We start from the raw sequence: 20379 nt of genomic DNA on the forward strand, positions 1-20379 counted from the left end.
GGTCATTTTTAGCGTTAAGAGAGTAGCCTTATGTCAATTAATTATGACGTTGTATATAAAGACTTAATTAAACTGCTCGGCGAGTCCGCAGTATCCAATGATCCTGTTCGCCGCTTCGCTTGGTCTACCGACGCGAGTTATTTCCGCATAGTGCCAGAAATTGTTGTTCATGCTGATAATCTCGAGCAGGCAAAACACACCCTAGCCATTGCTCGCGCTCACAAGGTCCCTGTTACCTTTCGCGCTGCTGGCACCAGTTTATCGGGCCAAGCCATTGGCGATGGTATATTGCTGATCTTAGGCCACGATGGTTTTAGAACCATAGAAGTCAGCCCAGACAGCAACAAGATCACCCTTGGCGCGGCCGTGATAGGCTCCGATGCCAACGCTGCACTTAAGCCATTGAATAAAAAGATAGGCCCAGATCCAGCCACATTAACCTCGGCTATGGTCGGCGGTATTGTGTCCAACAACGCTTCAGGCATGTGCTGCGGCACGGCTCAAAACAGCTATCAAACCATAGCATCAGTCAAACTCTTGTTTGCCGATGGCTCTGAATTAGACACAGGCTGCGACAAATCCAAAGCGGCCTTTACCCAATCCCATGGCGAATTATTAGACTCGTTGACTGCGTTAGCAAAACTGACCCGCAGCAATGAAGTCCTCGCCCAGCGCATTCGTAAAAAATATTCCATCAAGAACACCACAGGTTACAGCATCAATTCGCTGGTGGATTTCGAAGATCCCTTCGAGCTGATTAACCACTTGATTGTCGGCGCAGAAGGCACTTTAGCCTTTGTGGAAGAAGTCACTTACCACACAGTCGATGAAGCCAAATTTAAAGCCTCCGCCATGGCAGTATTCTTTAACATGGTGGATGCAGCGAGCGCAATTCCGCCGATTATTGGTGACAGTGTTGCCGCCGCCGAATTACTCGACTGGGCATCCATCAAAGCCGTGACAGGCAAAAAAGGCATGCCAGATTGGTTGAGCACACTACCTGAAGGTGCTGCAATTCTGCTGATTGAATCCCGCGCTAACGATGCGCAAACCTTAGAAACCTACACCCAAGATATAATTGCCAAACTGTCACACCTTAAAACTGAACGCCCCATTACCTTCAGTAGCGATGCCAGTGTTTACAGCAAATACTGGGCAATGCGCTCAGGTTTGTTCCCAATTATTGGCGGCGAACGTCCAAAGGGCAGCTCAGTTATTATCGAAGACGTGGCCTTTAACGTTGAACATTTAGCCGAAGCGGCGGCGGATTTAACCGCATTATTCAACAAGCATGGCTACCCAGAAGGGGTGATTTACGGCCATGCATTAGCGGGTAACTTCCACTTTATCATCACGCCGACCTTTGCATCGCAAGCCGATATCGAACGTTTCCAAGGTTTTATGCAAGATGTCGCCGAAATGGTGATCCACAAGTACGACGGTTCAATGAAAGCCGAGCACGGCACGGGACGCGCAGTAGCGCCCTTTGTTGAAATGGAATGGGGCGCCGATGCCTACACCTTGATGAAACGCATCAAGCATATTTTCGATCCCGAAGGCATGCTCAACCCCGGCGTTATTTTGAACGATGACAGCACAGTGCATGTGAAAAACATTAAGCCCTGCCCTGTGGTCGATGATTTTGTCGATAAGTGTATCGAATGTGGATTCTGCGAAAAAACCTGCCCAACATCGGCACTTAACTTCTCGCCGCGTCAACGTATTGCTACTTTGCGTGAAATCGAGCGCTTAGAGCAGTCTGGCGATAAAGCCGCTGCAGCCGAAATGCGCGCCGCCGCTAAATACGATGTAGTTGATACCTGCGCTGCGTGTCAGCTTTGTACTATTGCGTGTCCAGTGGATAACAGCATGGGCCAACTGGTGCGTAAACTGCGCACGCCGTACATCAGTACCACTGAACAGAAAGTATTAGATTTCCAAGCCAAACATTTTGGCGCAGTAAACCAAGTGATCAGCTCAGGTTTTGACATGCTCGGCGTGATCCACAAGATCACCGGCGATGGCATCACCAGTGCGCTGATGAAAACCGGCCGCCTGATTTCTAAAGAAGTGCCGTATTGGAATCCTGATTTCCCGAAAGGCGGCAAGCTGCCAAAACCATCACCTGCAAAAGTAGGCCAAGAAACTGTGGTCTACTTCCCAGCCTGTGGCGGCAGAACCTTTGGTCCAACACCTAAAGATCCCGATAACCGCACTTTGCCAGAAGTGGTCGTGACGCTACTGGAACGCGCGGGTTATAACGTGATTACACCTGAGAAAACCCGCGATTTATGCTGCGGCCAAATGTGGGAGTCTAAGGGCGATTTTAAAAACGCCGATGCCAAACGCCAAGAGCTTATCGATGCGGTGAGCAAGATGACCAATGGCGGCAAGCTGCCTGTGGTCGTCGATGCGCTGTCTTGTACTTACCGGACTTTGTCGGGTAATCCAAAAGTGCAGATTATCGACTTAGTTGAGTTTATGCATGACAACCTGCTGACTAAGCTCAACATCAGCAAAAAAGTCAATGTGGCACTGCACTTAGGTTGTAGCGCACGCAAGATGAAACTTGAGCCTAAGATGCAAGCGATTGCCGATGCCTGCTCTATGCAAGTGCTCAAACCGGCGGGAATTGACTGCTGCGGTTACGCGGGTGAAAAAGGCTTGTATAAGCCTGAAATCAATGCCAGCGCGCTGCGTAATATCAAAAAGCTCATTCCTGTCGAGATTAAGGAAGGCTATTACGCCAACCGTATGTGTGAGGTTGGCCTCACTCAGCACAGTGGCATTTCCTATCGCCACTTGGCTTATCTGCTCGAAGAGTGCAGCCGCTAATCTGGTATGACAATAGTAAACAACGGGGCGATATTTAGCCCCGTTTGTTTATATAAGCGAACTATTCTCATTTATTCATTTTTTAATATTATTGATAAATCTAAAGCGGAAGATATACATTTTTAAACCAACATAATCAGCAAGTTAAAATATTCTCATTTTTGCAAAAATCTACAAGTTCATTTACTAAATTAGGGCTACTTATTCCGCATAGATAGGCCTATATTTGATCAACTACCTTAGCATTTGTGTGGACTTTGGGGTCGCACAGCAAGGCAATGTCGTTCACTAACAAGAAAGAGAAAACACAATGAAAATCGCCCTTTTCATCCCGTGTCTAGTCAATCAAATGATGCCAGAGGTTGCCATTGCCACCTTGGAATTATTAGAGAAACTCGGGCACCAAGTGATTCTACCCGCGGGTCAAACATGCTGTGGCCAGCCAATGACAAACTCAGGTTGCTTCGATGCAGCGCGCAGCACCACCCTTAAATTGCTCAACGCCTTTAAGGGAGTGGAATGCGACGCTATTGTTTGCCCTGCCGCCTCTTGCTTAGTGGCCGCCAAAGAAAACTTCCACGAGTTTGATAGCAGCCCAGAAGCACAAGCTGTGATCAACAAACTCTATGAACTGACTGAGTTTTTACACGATATCGCGCCGATCCCCGCCTTTACCAAGCCCTTTGCGCACAAAATCAGCCTGCAACTGAGTTGCCATGGTATCCGCATGCTAAACCTCGCCACACCGAGTGAGCAAATGGGGCCAAGATTCAACAAAGTCGAAGCTGTGCTCGCCAATATTACCGGCATAGACATAGTGTATCCCGACCGCCGTGACGAGTGCTGTGGCTTTGGTGGCACCTTCGCTGTCGATGAAGGCGCAGTGTCGGCCAAAATGGGCAAAGACAAGGCCCAAGCCCATGCTGCAACCGGTGCTGAGTATGTGGTGGGTTTTGATCCCTCATGCCTATTGCACCTCGATGGCATGATCCGCAGACAGCAATTGCCGATTGAAATTCGCCACATAGCGCAAGTGCTGAACGCCGCGCTCTAGGAGACTCACCATGGCTTACAATCATAATCACGGGGCTCAAGGCTCACAGGTCCATGCCCATAAAGCCGATATTTTTTGCCGCGACGAAACCCGTGTCGACTGGCATTCAAAAGCCCTGTGGATGCTCAGAGAAAAACGCGACCGCGCCGCGGGTAGCATCCCAGAATGGGAACAACTGCGTCAGTTAGGCTCAGAAATTAAGCTGCACACACTAACCCATCTTGCTCAATATCTTGAAACCTTTGAACAAAACTGTATCGCCAACGGCATACAAGTCCATTGGGCCAAAGATGGCGCCGAGCACAATCGCATCGTCCATGACATTTTATCCCGCCATAAAGTCAAAAAATTGGTGAAGTCTAAGTCTATGCTGACCGAGGAATGCCACCTCAATCCGTACTTAGAACAGCGCGGCATTGAAGTCATCGATACCGACTTAGGTGAGCGGATTATTCAGCTCGCTAAAATGCCGCCATCACACATAGTCGTGCCCGCGATTCATATGAAGAAAGAAGAAGTCGGCGAACTCTTTCATGAAAAAATCGGCACTAAAGCGGGGGGATCCGATCCCTTGTATTTAACCCGCGCCGCCCGTGCCCACCTGCGTGAACAGTTCCTTAGCGCCGATGCCGCGATGACAGGCGTAAACATGGCGATTGCCGATAAAGGCGCCGTGGTGGTTTGCACCAACGAAGGCAACGCCGACATGGGCGCTAACCTGCCTAAGTTGCAGTTGCATTCAATGGGTATCGACAAAGTGGTGCCCGATATCGATAGCGCAGCCGTCTTGCTACGCACACTGGCGCGCAACGCCACGGGCCAACCTGTCACGACTTACAGCGCCTTTTATCGTGGCCCACAGCCCGAAGGTGAGATGCATATTATTATCGTCGACAACGGCCGCACTGAGATGCTCAAGGATAAAATCCTTGCAGAATCATTGAAGTGTATCCGTTGTGGTGGTTGCCTCAATACCTGTCCTGTGTATCGTCGCTCTGGCGGTTACAGCTACAACTACACCATTCCGGGCCCAATTGGCATCGCAGTGGGCGCTAAGATTGATGACACTAACTCGATTGCTTGGGCTTGTACCTTGTGTGGCAGCTGTACCTATATCTGCCCGACTAAAGTGCCGCTCGATAAGATTATTTTCCACCACAGACGCCTTAAGGCCGAAGCAGGAAAACTCCCCTATGGCAAAAACAGTTACATGCCATTAGTGGGTAAATTTATGGCAAGCGAAACCATGCTGAACTGCTCTATGAGTGTGGCGAGAACCGCGCTGCGCATTCTACCGGGTAGTCTGTTAAAACCCTTTAGTGGTGCATGGGGTAAATACCGTGAACTGCCCGTCGCCCCGAACTCCAGCTTCGAAGCTTGGTTTAAGAAACACAGGAGCCTATAAGATGTCTAGTAAACTTGAAATTCTCAATGCGCTCAAACTGTCGGCCTTAACAAATCATCCTATGCCAAGCATAGATGTGACGCCAAGACGTGACAATCTCGTCGGCCAGTTCGAGACCAACCTCAATACGGTCGCGGGTACGCTGCATAAAGAAGGTGGCTTAGTCGCCCTGCAAGCCAAAGTCGATGAACATATCGCCCAAGGGTTACAGGTCATCTCCCTTGTAGAGGGTGTCACGGCAAACCGTGAAATGCCACCCACTGCCCACGAGCTCAAAAACATAGATTATGCAGTGATCCCAGGTGACATTGGCGTTGCCGAAAACGGTGCCATTTGGGTGAACAATAAGAATTTAGGCCACAGAGTCACGCCTTTTATCTGTGAAAACCTGATCTTAGCCCTGCCAGCGAATAAGATTGTGCCGACCCTACATCAGGCAGCTAAAGAAATCACGCTAGCCTCAGGTGAGTTCGGGGTGTTTATCGCGGGTCCATCAAAAACCGCCGATATCGAACAAGCCCTCGTCGTCGGTGCCCACGGCGCCTGCAGCTTGAACGTGTATTTGCTCTGATGCCTATAGATTTAATGTAACCAAGAAAATTCAAAGGTTACGGGACAATCGAATCACGAAAGCCGCCTTCATTAGCGGCTTTCTTATTGAGACTGCGCAGAATGATATTTGAGTTGTAGGCTGATAAACCACTAACACAGCTTACCAATTAACGTTTATTGACAAGTAGTTTACAGGCTTGCCATGGCATTCACTCGCCGACTCGGTGAATAAAAACCTAGGGCCTCTAAGCTTATGAACGACAAGCTGATGAACGAGAGCCATATATGGCGAACTGGCAGTTAAACACGGATGTTGTGCAAGTCAATCCGTGGATGCAAGGCCGCGCCATCCAGCTCTTTGATGAACGGCGCCATCTCTGACATTTATCTGCGTACGTTAGTGAACGCTTAAATATAAGTTTAATATCAAGATGTTGATTTAAAGTGTGATATCGCTACGACCTAAGGCAATCGTTAGTGATAAGTAGGAGATCTTTATCAAGTCGCTTTAACCACGTGCGATAGCGCACATACTGAGGATACCTTGGTAGTAACCTCGACTCGGTTGGCTGTATTCTCGACTATGTCTATTAGGCATTTATAGTAAAGGTGAGTAAATGAACGAGGTATTACTACAAATAAAGGCGCTCACCAATGGTGATCCTTTGTTGACGGCTATCATTGTTGGAGTATTAACATTAACGTTAATTGGACTCGTAGGCTACATGCTAAAAGATGTCCCCGCGAAGCTGTTAAGTTGGCTCAGTTGCCTGCTGTTTGTGCGGCTCACTATCGACGATAGCCATCAGGCGCGCACAGAGGTATTCAATAAACTGTCCTTTTTGATCAGTAATACTACCATTCCGTTTTTTTCACGCTCTATCTCTGAGGCTGTGTACTTTGACTATAGTATGAGTTACGACGGGCGCGTCAGTGTTAAGTCTATCGGCTACGGTATGCACCTGTTTAAATACCATGGTTGTATCATGTTGGCGACCCGATCTAAGGTCGATAGTACGACGGCATACGATACTATTACTGTAAGTGCACCATGGTGGGCAAAAGATAAACTACATAGTTTTTTAGAAGATACTCGTGGAGACATCTCTACTGAGCCAAAAGTTAATATTTTCGAAGAAACAGAATGGTGTCGCTATGGCATATTGAAATCATCGGGTTTTAGTGAATTAGTGCTAGATGAAGGGTTTAAGCAGGAGTTGATGGGGGAAGTTGATGACTTCGCAAGTAGGGGGGAATCGGTTGTAAGTAAGCTAACCATACTGTTACATGGAAAAACGGGTACGGGTAAGACGGGTATAGCGAGGGCGTTAGCTGTTGAGTATCATCGCGATCTATACATATTGAATCTATCGACTGTAAATGATGCCACTATTCATAAGGCTATTAGAAAAGTACCGCCCGGAGCTATGTTGTTAATCGAGGACTGTGACTGTGTAAAGGCTACGGTATCACGAACTGCTGAAAGCAATGCAGATAACCCACCACTCACTTTAGGTGGCGTTCTAAACGCGTTAGACGGAATCATTCCTCTTGATGACTGCCTTGTAATAATGACCACAAATCATCCTGATAATCTTGACCCAGCGTTGATACGTAAAGGTCGTGTAGATGTCAGTATTGAAGTACCACTTATTAGTGCAAAACAGGTTAATGAAGACTACTTTGAGCGTTTTGGCGCAGTTCTTAATAGAACTGAGCCATTGTTAGGTTGTGAAGTCTATGAACTCCATCGCAGAGCGAACTTAAGATATGGTGTGTGTTGTAAGCCAGTGTAACCCTCTTTCTCTGTAATAGACGGGAGTGTCTTCAACACTTATCTGAGTTCTGCGAGGGCGCGGCATACAAGCCTCCTTGTTTAATGCTTAACCCAAGCATAGTCAGAGATTAACAACTGCACTATAAAGCGCTGGGTGTCTTTGTATTCATCAGAGCTTAAAGCCACTCATGCTTGAAACCTTTTCTTGTCATTAAAGCGTGAGAAAAAACGAAACCCAAAACTGGTGTAAAAAGTAAAGTAAATAAAACCCATATGGCAGGGCTACTTTTATTTTTGGATGCTAATACACCTAAAGGAATACAATACACAAACAGTAAGGCTCCTATGTAAATCCCAAGTTCCAACTCTTTATTGATAATGGCGAAGGCAACCATGATAAAAATGGAAACTAGAGCCATGCACAAGATTGCGTACCATTTTCTATTTTCACGTTTATATTTGATAAACGCTTCTTCACCAAGTAATACTTTTTGGCTTATTTCTAAACCACGAACAGTTTGCATAATTTGACCTTAAGTTCTAATGATTAGCGAAACGTAGTGAGCGATTCGAGCTACTTGGATAACGCAAAAATCTGGCCATCCATTTTAGATCAACAACATAATGCACTTTTGGTTTGTCTACAACTTGTACGAGCAAAAATTGCTTAAATTAGAGTCATTAAAAGTTGAAGGGCTAAAGCTGAGGCATAAAAATGAGCTAACTCATTAAAAAACTGGTGTATTTTAGACATGCTAACCCACCCAATAAAACAAATGGGCAGTGATTGGCTTGGTTAAGCAGGATTACAGTTAGTTGCTGTGAAAGTACTGACAGCTTGCCGCAAAGTGCCGTCGCTTTTCTAAATGTTCGCAGTAATCGGTCAGTTCTTGCAGCGTACCCACTGAGCCATGAAATAGCGTGCCAAACCCAGTAGTGAGCCTGAGCCAATTGTCATGGGGAATATTTAATCTTGTCAGTAACTTGGCGCTATTTTCACTGATAGCACCGCGTTTATCATTACGGATGATTCGACCTGTATTATCTACCAATTCAAGGTAATCCGCTAAGGAAAACGCAATGCCATTGGGCTGGTTCTAGTGTTCATTACCGATAAAAGGCAATAGATTTTTTGGCTGCTCACCTCTTAATGTAGCCCGAATGCGCAGCTGGATACTGGTATGGTCGATTCGGGGTGTCTGTGTATTCCTATATTCGCTATATTCCTCGAGTGTCTCTGTATTCCTTCGCTAGTTTCCGCATCAGTAGGATATAAATGCTTCACTTACAAACTTTGATGTTATAACTTGCTTTTCTATCTCATCTAACTCGAAATAAGTAACTAATCTACCTTTAATAATTTTTTCTGGAGTCCACTTATCATCTAATAAAACTATATTTTTCACTCCAAAATATGCCAGAGCCTCGACTGTATAACTCCAAAGTTGTTGTTTTTCACTATAAAAAATTACCGGTTTAACTTGGCCATACACAGTAATAAGCATATTCACATTGATTTCTTTAAAGAAAAGACACTCATCCATAACCTTGTCTATTGGCGTAATTAAAGATATGTCTGATAATGCATTGCTATTGCAGTCATTTGAAAAATTTAATATTTTATAAATACCAACTGAAGTTAATTTTTCATTTTTAAATTGAAACATCCCACCGTGCCAACCAAGAAAAGATTTTCTGTTTAAATATTTATTTTTACCCGCTAAGAAAAGATAGTTAGCACATGAAGATATACAATATTTATCAACTTCAATATCTAAGCCTCTCTTCAAAATCCAATTTGCAAAATCAATGCCGACATCAGCATACCCACCAAAACTATTGAATGTTATTCGAGTAACATCAGGATGTTGAGAGTGAATATATTTAACTCTCTCAAAACCATGTTGGTTAATGTCACCATTGTAATAAATAACGTTTTTATGATAGAAAATATTGTCATCAGCAAAGAGAGTCATTGGAAAGAGAAGTAGAACAAAACCGTAGATGAAAAAATTGCACATAAATACCTCAAGAAATACAGGAATTCAATAAGAGAAATACCAGATATAGATTCGATTAAATTTTATGTATATGACCATCCCAAGGATCATAACGACACACAAATCGAGGCTGCATGAGCTTAATTTCACAAAAAAGATATACCAGCCTCTATGCACATTGGCGTGCCAGAAATAACCATCAAACCGAGCGAACATGCTAGAAAATTGCCACAACAGCTCACAATAGAATTGTGTCAGTCGATGCTTGTAAAACAAGTGCCAGCAAGAAGAAGCATTAAGACAGTCTGTAGCAAAATAAGTCCTTGCTTGCGTTTTTGTGTCAGCTTATAGGATTGGCCCATTACAGACCTACAGTATATAACTCGGACTATCGAGTCCTCTAAAATATACTTTAGCTTAAAATTTTAGGGCAAAATTATACAAATATGACAGTAAGTTATCACCGATATAGCATCACGTTCAACATTTTTGAAAACTTCCCTAAAATTGAAATTTCTGCAGCAGTGTTTTTCTACTGCTGGGATACTTCTTATGAAATAAAAAGACAGCGAGTCACAGGGGAAAAAATGACAATGAATGCTGCGGAATTCAGTTAACTTGCTTTAGGTAATTTCAATTTAAAGTGGCAGCGTAAAGAAGCTTACGCTGCCATTAAAGTTTGATGTTTTAAAGTATTATTCGAACATTGTTACTTTATTCGAGTTTTATCTTTTTCCGCGCCAGACTAAGTACGCAGTAATAGATCCACTCACAAACATCATCAAGCTATCGCGGGATAAACTACATAAAGGCTTTGGTGAACGCTTCCTTCGACTGGCGAATGTAATTACGGGCGCTTTGGGCGTGTTGCTCCCATACGGCGCGATCGCTTGGGTCGGTGAAGGGGTTTTGTTCAGTGGCAATCGAACGTTCAAACTTATCGTAGAAGGTTAGCATGGCCGAGGTGATCTGGTTAAAACGCTCCTTGAATTCTTGAAATTCATCAATCTTCTCAGTGGTTTTAATCATGTACTGCACCAGTTCAGCATTGCTATTCGAAGCTAATAAAGCTTCTGCTTTGGCGCTGATATTGGCACTGGCCTCAGTAATCACAAGTGCTCGGGTTTGCTCGTCCTTACTCATCACTCGGCTGTAGTTTTCAGGCGTGCGGGCAATGCCGGCATGCTGTAAATAGCCGCGTAGATGCTTGTCGAGATCCTTACGGAACGTATCTAAGTTCTTCTGCATGCTGACTAAATCATTATCTAGTGCCGTGACTTGTTGCAGCTCTTTTTCGATTTCAGACATAAAGCGTTCGGCCTGCTGATAAATTTTCAGGCCATTTTCTTCGGCAAACTTTTTATCGCTACGACTCAAGTCGCTGTTGTCATAATTAGAGCGATCGAAGGTCGCGGCCAAGAATGATTTAAAGGGTTCGGCAAAGGCGGAATAAGCACCGGCACTGACAACATTTAAGGTCGCGGTGGCTAAATCGCCAAAGGGTTTCACCATAGAACCCAAGCGTGCCTGCTGGATAGGTGATGCCACACGTTTAGTGTCGGATAGCACCGACCTAAAGGTGTTATATCCCATAGGGTTAGACATCTTGTTGCGCTCAGATGTCGCCAACACAAAGGTGATACTGGAATAGATGGCATTCGAGTATTCAAGGTATTGTCTTTGGCTCTCAAGCTGGGCGGCGTAGTTTTTACCTAAGGTGCGGAACGACTCAGACTGCACTTCGTAGTTCTTGTCAGCTTTAAGCTTATCTAAGATGCCACCGATAATTTTCTGCTCATTTTTTTGCAGGGCCATATCGAGGCGAATTTTATCTAAGCTCAAATCATCCAGACTGATGGGGCCATTAATGGACTCAATGTCGAGGCGAATATACTGGCGGCTCGGATCGTCGATAGAGACTCTGTGTGCTAAATACTCGTTCGCACCCGGAGTGATATCGATTAAGGCAACATGCTGCCACTGGGCATCGAGTTTTAATACTGGTGAGGTTAATACATTGATTCGATACTGGGTTTGAGTATTTTGGGTTTTAACCCAAAACTCCAACAGACCCGCTTCAGAAATGGGGTACTTGCTGACAATGCTGCTATTACCTTCGGCACATAACAGCGCACTTTCACCACTGTGGGGTTCAGCGCCTTCAAATTGACAACCCATGATCCACGACCAAGGTTGAGATAAACGATTGCCTTCAAAGTCGCTGGCAAACACTAACTCATTCTCTTTGGCACTGGCATTAACAGTGGTTAACACGCCAAGCAACAGCATAGAAATGACTGCAGTGGTGCGCATAAGGGCCTCATAAAACATAAGTTACTAAAATCAACGAGCGAGTCATTCGGCTCAATACCCAGTTATATCGACGATCAACTGACCCGAGTTTCAAAGCGAATCTAGCCGGTATTCTGAGGGTTATGACCTCGAAAAAACCGCCCGCTTGAAGGCGTCATTTTTGATAGCAGATTAAACCAGCGAAATGTATCAGAGGCCATCCTCCCACGCTAGCCCTAAGTCATGTTTGGCACAGAAAGATAGCAGTTGAATGGCAATCGGGGCCATGAATCGCCCCGATACTGAAAACAATAGTGAAATTAATGATGAAATCGATTGTAAAATCGATTATGAAACTCAGGGAAAACTAACCACTTATGCCTCTGTGCATATATCTATTCTTACCGCTTGTCTGGCCGCGTCTTTCGCCTTCCTTTGCCCTCTTCCCTCATCATCAGCGCACGCAAAAAAACAGCCAAAACCAAGATCCAAGCAAAACAGAGTTATTGCAGCCGCGCCTCGACTCGCTTCATGGCGTAGAACATCCATATCGTCAGAATAGTGCTACAGGTTGCGAGCGATACCCACACACCAATCACGCCAAACATCCAAGCGAAGCAGTAGATAATCGCAGCGATCAGGATAAGTTTCGCGCCGGTCAGCATAGAGGCTTGTTTCGAGCAATTAATCGCTTGGAAGAAACTCGCACCGACTAAGATTAAGCCTTCCATCGGTAAGCCCCAGAAATACCAGCGCATCCCCTCAATCGCCACGGGCGTTAGGTTCTGATTATCGCCGGCAAACAAATACACTAGCCATTCAGGGCGAGAATAAATCAGCGCTAAGCCCAAGGCTGCGGTGAGCAGCGTCATGCCAAAGGCAATATTACGTGCTTGCTTAACCCTATCGAAACGCCCAGCGCCCGCATTAAAGCTATAAATGGGTTGCGTGCCGAGGGCAATACCTTCAAAAATCAAATAGAAGAATGCTTCTGTGTAACTGACTACGCCATAGGCTGCCACGTGTAAGGGGCCGCCCACCCACAAAAATGCCGTGTTGTGTAGGGTTAACACTATCGACAAATAAAGGTTCATCAAAAAGCTGGGTAAACCCACGCGGGCTATGTTCAAGCAATTGTCGAGCTTAAGCTTCATCTGCTCAAGGTCGATCCTTAACTGAGTGCGAGGACTGAAAAAATGCTGCAAACACAAAAGCCCAGTCACCGCCTGCGACATCATAGTCGCAATCGCAGCGCCCGCTAAACCAAAGGGGAAGACCACAATAAACAGCCAATCTAAGAAAGTATTTAATACACCGCCCAAGATCAGCACCCAAGTTACCATAGATGGCCGACCATCATTACGCAGCAATGTGGTGAAGGTCATTGAAATAATGGGGAAATGACACAGGGCAAAATACCAGAACAGGTATTCGTTGGCGTTTTCGAGAATGCCCCCCTGCGCCCCGAGGGCGATCAAAATATCCCGCGAGAATATCCCACCCATGAGGGCAAAAATGGCCCCCGCCAATAAACACAAACTAAAAGCATTACCGAGCAATTTACGGGCCTTAGCCACATTACCTTGACCAAGATTGATCGACACTAATGCCGCGCTGCCCATGCCGATCATGGCGCCAATCGCATACAAAATAGCGCCGACTGGATAGGCTAACATCATCCCCGCCAACCCAGTTTCACCTAAATAGTGGCCAACGAAGATACCATCAATCGTCACATAGACACCTGTCACCAACATAGAGGCGATGGTGGGTATGGTATAGCGCCAAAAAAGCTTCGCTATTGGCTCCTCGAGCAGGCTCATATCCGCAGGAGCATGATTAGATGTTATTGCTGTCATTAGTGTTTCTCATAAAAAATGGGGCAAGAGTCGTATCTATTTAGAAAAATGATCGGGTGAACAAAAATGCGACAATGGATTGTACCTAAAATAAACCGGAACTCAAAGCAAGTTAAGCAGGAAGATGTAACCACAAAGATTAATCATCACAATGACTTAAGTGTGAACAGTCTAATTTCAGCCAAATGACAAACCGAACACAGCCCAATAACAGATGTGGGCTAACTCATCATTTTTTGCTACTTTTTTGGTGTTTAAGGCCGAATTAGGTAAAGTATTAGCTCAAGCAAGCCTATTCACGTATTTTAGTAAGATAAAATTATTAACTATAAAAATTTAAGATGTTGATAATTAATGGCTTAATTAATAATATATTCAATAACAATAATAAGGGAAGGACATGAGTCAGAATAGTCCAAATGCAGGCAACGACCTGCGGGAAGTCAAACAGCTCGGTATGTGGGCATCCATTACTAGCTTAGGTTATGTGTTTTGGCTGGTCGGCGGGATGGAGTTAGTCGAACGTATCGCTTATTACGGCGTCAAAGCCAGTGCAGGACTGTACGCTAAAGCGCCTGAGTCTGCGGGCGGCCTTGGCATCAGCCTAAGCGACTACGGCATTATTATTTCCCTCTGGGCGATCATGCAAACTTTTGTGCCCGTATTCACCGGTGGCATCTCTGACCGTGTCGGCTATAAAGAAACCATATTTGGCTCCACCATCATTAAAATCTTTGGCTATCTGGTGATGGCATTCTTCCCCAGTTTTTGGGGCTTCCTTGCCGGCGCATTACTCCTCGCCATTGGTACTGGGATATTTAAACCGGGCATTCAAGGCACCTTAGTGCTGTCCACCAATCGCAATAATACCTCTATGGCTTGGGGCATTTTTTACCAAGTCGTCAACATTGGCGGTTTCCTCGGGCCGCTAGTGGCCGTACATATGCGCCAATTATCGTGGGACAATGTGTTCTTCGCCTGCGCCGCGATTATCTCGCTCAACTTCTTATTTTTGCTGACTTATACAGAGCCAGGTAAAGCCGAGCGACTGGCACGTAATAAACAAATCAAGTCAGGGGAAGTCAAACAAGAAGCCCTGTGGCGTGATGCATGGCGTGAGCTGAAAAAGCCAATTGTGATCTACTACATGCTGGTATTTTCAGGCTTTTGGTTCCTGTTCAATGCCCTATTCGATGTGCTGCCTATCCATATTTCCGAATGGGTCGATACCAGCGTAATTGTCACATCCCTATTTGGTAGCGAAGGCACCAGTAACGGCATTCTGCAATTTTGGCTCGGCCTCAATAACGAAGGCACTAAAGTGATGCCAGAAGGCATGCTCAACCTTAATGCGGGCCTGATCATGACCTGCTGCTTTATCGTCGCCGCACTGACGGCTAAATACCGTATTACTACCGCCATGTTTATGGGTTGTTTACTGAGTATTTTGGCCTTTGTGTTTATCGGAGCCTTCCATGCGGCTTGGTTTATCGTGCTCGCAATTGCTATGTTCTCTATTGGCGAAATGATGATTAGCCCGAAGAAAAATGAGTTTATGGGCAACATAGCGCCCGAAGGTAAAAAAGCCATGTACTTGGGCTTTGTGATGTTACCCCAAGGGATCGGCTGGGGATTGGAAGGCTACTTTGGCCCTAAACTCTATGAAATTTATGCATCGAAAGAATTGTTTTCGCGGGATTTATTGTTAGAGCGCGGCATGAACAGCACTGAGGTTAGCGCCATTCCTCAAGGTGAAGCCTTTACTACCTTGGTGAGCTACACAGGTGAAAGCGCCCAGGAACTCACCCAACTGCTGTACCACAGCCATAACATTGGCATGGCGTGGTACATCATCGCCGCCATAGGGACTATCTCAGCGGTGGGGATTTTTATCTATGGTAAGTGGTTACTCACACTGCAAAGAGCCCAACAAGCCGCCTAAGCGGGACTCGCTAACCTCATTCGAGGTAAGGGCGATAAAGACAATATAAGGGCTAAATAAAGGGCAAGGTGAGGAGCGATCTTCATCTTGCCTTATCAGTATCAAAAAGGACGCGTCAGCAGCTCAGGCGTAAATTGTTCAGGCGACAGCAATAAACCTAAGCTCTCGATTTGTGCATTCAAACGATTGAGATCTTGAGTCAGCGCAGGCAAGGTCAGGATATTGTCATCGAGCTCATACACTTGCCTTAAACTTGTGTAATAAAACAGCAGTATAATCAAAGCATTCACATCATTTTGCGCCGCAGCGGCTTTAATCTTTATCAACTTGCGATAAATACGATTATGGAGCTGCTTTAATTGCCACACATAATAAATTTCGCTGAAGAAGGGTTTGTCCTTCAAGTTATAAATCACGGCACTACACAGACCCAGACTGAAAATCACCCCTAAGAGATTCAAATGGAAATTACCTGTAGGCTCGCCCGGCACAGGCGTTGCCCCAAACAGCGCAATCAGCCCTGCACCCAAAAGCAATGACAGCACGACTAAGCTAACAACTAAAATTACGATGAATAAATTCATGTTTTTACGATACAAGGTTTTATCTATTTCCTGCAGCTTCATAACATCCCGCTCAAATAGGCCGCCTAGCGTTGGCGTATCAATCAATTAGTGGCAGAGCATACCCCAATCCCCTTTATTCGGCCTTAACTGATTTAAACGCATAACTAAAATACATTTCTCATCCTCACCCGCAAGCGATACAAATTGACACCTTTAGGTATCATTAAACGATCTGAGGGATAGGATGATGTATCAATTGAAGATCAACGGCTTAATACCCTTGCGATTCAGTGTATGAAAAATAATCTCACGTTTATCTCAAAACATAAAAATGCTAACGTGCGCCCCAATCAAGGTAAAATTTGCTAACCTTAATCTCAGTGAATTTCATCATGGTATCGCCACCTTTTGCGAGATACCTAGCCTTAAGCTCCCGCATTCATACCACACAAGGAATGCCATGATACTCAGCAAAGCCTTTGCACAAGTCGTCCTTTTGGCGCTCAGCAGCCTTTGCTTGACTGCGCAGGCCAAAGACCTGCTCGCGGTGGGTGCGAGCTTCAGCCAAATTTTCGAACTACAGCCCAATGGCGAATATACCGGCTTAGGTGTCGATATTTTAAATCGCTTCGCCCAGCAGCAAAGTGTGAACATTCACTATCAAATTACCCCTTGGCGCCGCGCCATTTCTATGATCGAACGTGGCCAAGCGGATATTCTTATTGGTCCCTACGATACCCCAGAGCGTGAAGCGAACTTGGCTTTTGCGACGAAAGCCTTTTACCGCGATAATATGGTGTTCTATGCCCGTGTAGGCCATGAAATTGTCTGGAATGGCGACTATGCCAGCATTAAAGGTCAACGGATTGGTAAGATGCAGGGGTGGAGTTATGGCCCGACGTTTAATGAACAAACTAAATCTTTTAATATCAATGAATTTGTCGATATTAAAAGCGGAATAGAACGCCTCTCACGAGGGGATTTAGATTTACTCGCCACAAACAGCCGCAATACCGATGCCGTGCTCGCCCAAATCAAAATCCCTAAGGCGATTGCCCCAATCACACCGATAATCGATGTCCAAGACGGTTATATGGCTTTTCCGAAGCAGGCGAAATTCGATCCCTTAAGACAAAGGTTTGACCGTTTTTTCGAGGACATGATCCAAAATGGCACCTTTACGACACTCGGCCAAAAATATCGCGTAACCTTGCCTTACTGAGCTAGCGCTACTGATCCAAGCGTATTCGCCCCCGCCTGACCTATGCTCACATGTGTGATCAAGAGCGATAGGAAAGCCAGTGAGCAGTTAACCGTTAGAAGCTAGCAGTTAGCAGTTAGCAGTTAGCAGTTAGCAGTTAGCAGTTAGCAAAGACAGGCGAGCAACTGCTGCTCTATTTCGTCCCAATTGACTTCGTCCACGGTAATCATCTCTAGTCTGGAATCTAAGCTGTCATCGAGTTCAACCACAGTAAACTCATGATCAATCCAGTTAAATCCAGCGATCCCTTCAGAAGTGATCATCACGGCCTTTAATCTCAGCAACACTTGCCCGACGTCTGATGACTGAGTATGGCGCTGAATAAATACCATTAACTTATCAAAATCAAACTCTTGCCTTGGCTCAAATACCCAGCCGCAGCTAAAACAGCCTTCGCCTTGATTCTGCTTGCGCACTATGCCACGTGCATCAAATTCGAGAGCGACTTCGATTGCGCCTTCGGCAAAAAGGCTTAGCTCACTCAAACGCGAACCACCCGTGCGGAACAGGCTTGGCGCTGTCGTCGGTAGGCTGCCCAGCTTTAAGCCCACGCTAGCATGCCCATTTATATTGAGTGACACGCGCCTTGGTTGGTTTAAATAATCCAGCAGCGCGCTAGGTAAAGGTTGCTGGTTTGTGTGGCTCACCACAGGAATATCAGTACGTTCGATATGGCTTAAATAGGTCTGTAACTCATAGAGTAACTTGGTATTTTCGGCATCATATAAATCTGACTTAGTCGCGATAATCACATCGGCCACTTGCAGCTGTTGGATGAAGTTTGCATGTTCGCGATAGCGGGGATCGTGGATTTTACGCGCGTCCACCAAACATAAAGTACTGCGCAGTGAAATCACATTCTGATAATGGGGCGCACTCAATACTTTAATGATTTCATTAGGATGCCCAAGCCCAGTCGGTTCTATCAATAAGCGGTCAGGTTTCGCTTTCGCAATCAACTGATTGATCGCCACTTGAGTCGGCACGCCCGCGGCGCAGCAAATACAGCCACCCGCTACCTCACGAATTTGTATGCCGTTATCGGAGGAGTTCAGTAACCCCGCATCAATTCCGACCTCACCAAATTCATTGACCAGCACAGCCCAAATTTCATCCGCGGGTTTAGTCGCCAGCAATTGCTTAATCAGGGAGGTTTTACCTACGCCTAAAAAACCTGTAATGATATTGGTGGGAATCGCTTTGATAATCATAAGGAAACTCGCTCGAATAGAAAGCTTGGCGCTCGAGTGTAGAAGTATTGGCTTTGAAGCTCAACAAAAAGCGCATCGGTGAGGATGCGCTTTAGAATGGCGGGGCTATTTAACAAACTAGGCAACCGTTAAACAGCGAGGCTGACAGGCGCTTGGCACTTATTAGCCTTGATTGTTAGGCTTAGCTTATTCTGGTTTAAATTATTTTGACTTAACTTATTTAGACTTGTTTGCGCGAGAGCCAAAACCTGACTTATTGCTCACCAAATTCGACTTAGGTTTAGTCGCATTAAACGGCTTACCTGAGCCTGACGCAGGCTTAGCACGGCTAGAGGATTTATCGCCACCAGCTTTGCCTTTGGCGTACTTGCCCTGACGAGACTGACCAATAGTGCGATCCTGCGGCGCCTTATGGCTCCACTTTCCAATCGGCTTAATCGGTGCCGCGGGCGCATCACGGTAACGGGCAGGTAAAGGCGTGCCTTCTTCATAACCCGGTTGTACCGACACGGGCAGTTTTTGCTCAATCAAGGCTTCAATTTCAGCGAGCATTTCATCGTCAGAAGGTGACACGAACGAAATCGCGCGACCGGTTAATCCAGCACGGCCTGTACGGCCAATGCGATGGATATAATCTTCGGCAAGGAAAGGCAATTCAAGGTTGATCACCATAGGCAAGGCTTGAATGTCTAACCCACGTGCAGCCACATCGGTTGCCACCAGCACCCGTAATTTACTGGCTTTAAACTCTTCTAACACCCGATTACGGGCGCCTTGAGTTTTATCGCCATGGAACACGCCTGCGGCTATGCCATCGAGCTTTAATTCTTGCAATAAATGCTCGGCGCTTTCTTTCGTGCTGGCAAACACCAGTACTTGGCGCCAATTGTTGCGGCCAACGAGTTCTGACAACAGCTCGGCTTTGCGACGTTTATCAACGCGATACACTTCCTGCACTACTGTGGAGGCAGTTGTCGTGTCGGCAACATTCACCCACTGAGGTTCATTCAGCATTTTCTCGGCGAGTTGTTTGACTGCATCGCTATACGTGGCAGAGAACAACATGGTTTGATGCTGCGGCGCAATTAAGCGTTTCACTTTTTCAATATCGCGCACAAAGCCCATGTCTAACATGCGGTCGGCTTCGTCGATCACTAAGGTCGTGACGCTCGACAGATCTAACTGGAATTGGCCGATAATATCGAATAAACGACCAGGAGTTGCCACCAAAATATCAACGCCCTGCTCTACCCCTTTACGCTGGGGATTCATGTTGGCGCCGCCGTAAACGGCTAAGGTTTTCAGCGGCAGGAACTGGCTGTATTTCTGGATATTTTCGCAGACTTGAATCGCGAGTTCGCGGGTGGGCGTCATAACCAACGCGCGTAAAATCGGTTTATCATTGCTGTCGCTTGTTAAAGACTCAGCCGCCAATTTTTCAAGTACAGGCAGAGCAAAGGAAGCCGTCTTACCTGTACCCGTTTGGGCGCAGGCCATAATGTCTTTGCCTTCAAAGGCAAGCGGGATCACTTTCTCTTGCACTTGAGTGAGTTGCTGATAGCCACACTCAGTTATCGCATTCAAAATAGGAGAAGATAAACCGAGTGTTTCAAATTTCATAGGGA

Annotated in this window: 14 protein-coding genes and 1 pseudogene; 7 read left to right on the top strand and 8 right to left on the bottom strand. The window is 45.8% G+C overall.

The features are described 5' to 3' along the window. Nucleotides 1–30 precede the first annotated feature (30 nt). The 5 genes from KV201_RS05680 to KV201_RS05700 all read left to right on the top strand — a co-directional run bounded on the left by KV201_RS05680 (nucleotide 31) and on the right by KV201_RS05700 (nucleotide 7642). A complete protein-coding gene (locus KV201_RS05680; protein WP_226058768.1) occupies nucleotides 31–2835 on the top strand; it encodes an FAD-binding and (Fe-S)-binding domain-containing protein in 2805 nt (934 codons plus the stop codon). Nucleotides 2836–3145: 310 nt separating this feature from the next. Continuing rightward, nucleotides 3146–3889, top strand: a complete 744-nt coding sequence (locus tag KV201_RS05685; RefSeq protein WP_006080877.1) for a (Fe-S)-binding protein — start codon at nucleotides 3146–3148, stop codon at nucleotides 3887–3889. Nucleotides 3890–3899: 10 nt separating this feature from the next. Then, nucleotides 3900–5294, top strand: coding sequence for a lactate utilization protein B (locus KV201_RS05690; protein WP_226058769.1), 1395 nt, complete (start codon nucleotides 3900–3902; stop codon nucleotides 5292–5294). 1 nt (nucleotide 5295) lies between these two features. Beyond that, on the top strand, nucleotides 5296–5865 hold the full coding sequence (locus tag KV201_RS05695; RefSeq protein WP_011846278.1) for an LUD domain-containing protein: 570 nt from the start codon (nucleotides 5296–5298) through the stop codon (nucleotides 5863–5865). A 598-nt stretch (nucleotides 5866–6463) separates the two neighbouring features. Further along, nucleotides 6464–7642, top strand: coding sequence for an AAA family ATPase (locus KV201_RS05700; protein ID WP_226058770.1), 1179 nt, complete (start codon nucleotides 6464–6466; stop codon nucleotides 7640–7642). Between the two features lie 157 nt (nucleotides 7643–7799). Here the strand turns inward: KV201_RS05700 and KV201_RS05705 are convergent, their stop codons facing one another. The 5 genes and pseudogenes from KV201_RS05705 to KV201_RS05725 all read right to left on the bottom strand — a co-directional run bounded on the left by KV201_RS05705 (nucleotide 7800) and on the right by KV201_RS05725 (nucleotide 13774). After that, on the bottom strand, nucleotides 7800–8147 hold the full coding sequence (locus KV201_RS05705) for a hypothetical protein (protein WP_006080873.1): 348 nt from the start codon (nucleotides 8145–8147) through the stop codon (nucleotides 7800–7802). Between the two features lie 288 nt (nucleotides 8148–8435). After that, nucleotides 8436–8822, bottom strand: a pseudogene (locus tag KV201_RS05710) (transposase); the annotation flags it as partial. A 63-nt stretch (nucleotides 8823–8885) separates the two neighbouring features. Next, on the bottom strand, nucleotides 8886–9644 hold the full coding sequence (locus KV201_RS05715) for a hypothetical protein (protein WP_226058771.1): 759 nt from the start codon (nucleotides 9642–9644) through the stop codon (nucleotides 8886–8888). Nucleotides 9645–10424: 780 nt separating this feature from the next. After that, nucleotides 10425–11936 (bottom strand): hypothetical protein, encoded by a 1512-nt coding sequence (locus KV201_RS05720; RefSeq protein WP_006085141.1) that lies wholly within the window; start codon nucleotides 11934–11936, stop codon nucleotides 10425–10427. Nucleotides 11937–12418: 482 nt separating this feature from the next. Next, the gene (locus KV201_RS05725) at nucleotides 12419–13774 is read right to left on the bottom strand and encodes an MATE family efflux transporter (protein ID WP_226058772.1); all 1356 of its coding nucleotides are present in this window, start codon (nucleotides 13772–13774) and stop codon (nucleotides 12419–12421) included. A gap of 400 nt (nucleotides 13775–14174) precedes the next feature. On the opposite strand from KV201_RS05725, the gene KV201_RS05730 reads away from it, so the two are divergent. Then, complete coding sequence (locus tag KV201_RS05730) at nucleotides 14175–15716, top strand: MFS transporter (protein ID WP_220590793.1); 1542 nt, start codon at nucleotides 14175–14177, stop codon at nucleotides 15714–15716. A gap of 101 nt (nucleotides 15717–15817) precedes the next feature. On the opposite strand, the gene KV201_RS05735 is transcribed toward KV201_RS05730, so the two are convergent. Then, the gene (locus KV201_RS05735; protein WP_226058773.1) at nucleotides 15818–16342 is read right to left on the bottom strand and encodes a DUF3087 family protein; all 525 of its coding nucleotides are present in this window, start codon (nucleotides 16340–16342) and stop codon (nucleotides 15818–15820) included. A 400-nt stretch (nucleotides 16343–16742) separates the two neighbouring features. Here KV201_RS05735 and KV201_RS05740 point away from each other — a divergent pair, with 400 nt between their 5' ends. After that, on the top strand, nucleotides 16743–17504 hold the full coding sequence (locus tag KV201_RS05740; RefSeq protein WP_226058774.1) for an ABC transporter substrate-binding protein: 762 nt from the start codon (nucleotides 16743–16745) through the stop codon (nucleotides 17502–17504). A gap of 143 nt (nucleotides 17505–17647) precedes the next feature. Here the strand turns inward: KV201_RS05740 and KV201_RS05745 are convergent, their stop codons facing one another. Together KV201_RS05745 and KV201_RS05750 are read right to left on the bottom strand one after the other, a co-directional pair. Next, nucleotides 17648–18754: a GTP-binding protein gene (locus tag KV201_RS05745; protein WP_226058775.1), complete on the bottom strand. Its 1107-nt coding sequence runs from the start codon at nucleotides 18752–18754 to the stop codon at nucleotides 17648–17650. Between the two features lie 216 nt (nucleotides 18755–18970). Continuing rightward, a complete protein-coding gene (locus KV201_RS05750) occupies nucleotides 18971–20374 on the bottom strand; it encodes a DEAD/DEAH box helicase (RefSeq protein WP_226058776.1) in 1404 nt (467 codons plus the stop codon). Between the last annotated feature and the right edge of the window lie 5 nt (nucleotides 20375–20379).

This window comes from Shewanella sp. SR1 (assembly GCF_020447145.1).
Taxonomy (GTDB): Bacteria; Pseudomonadota; Gammaproteobacteria; order Enterobacterales; family Shewanellaceae; genus Shewanella; species Shewanella baltica.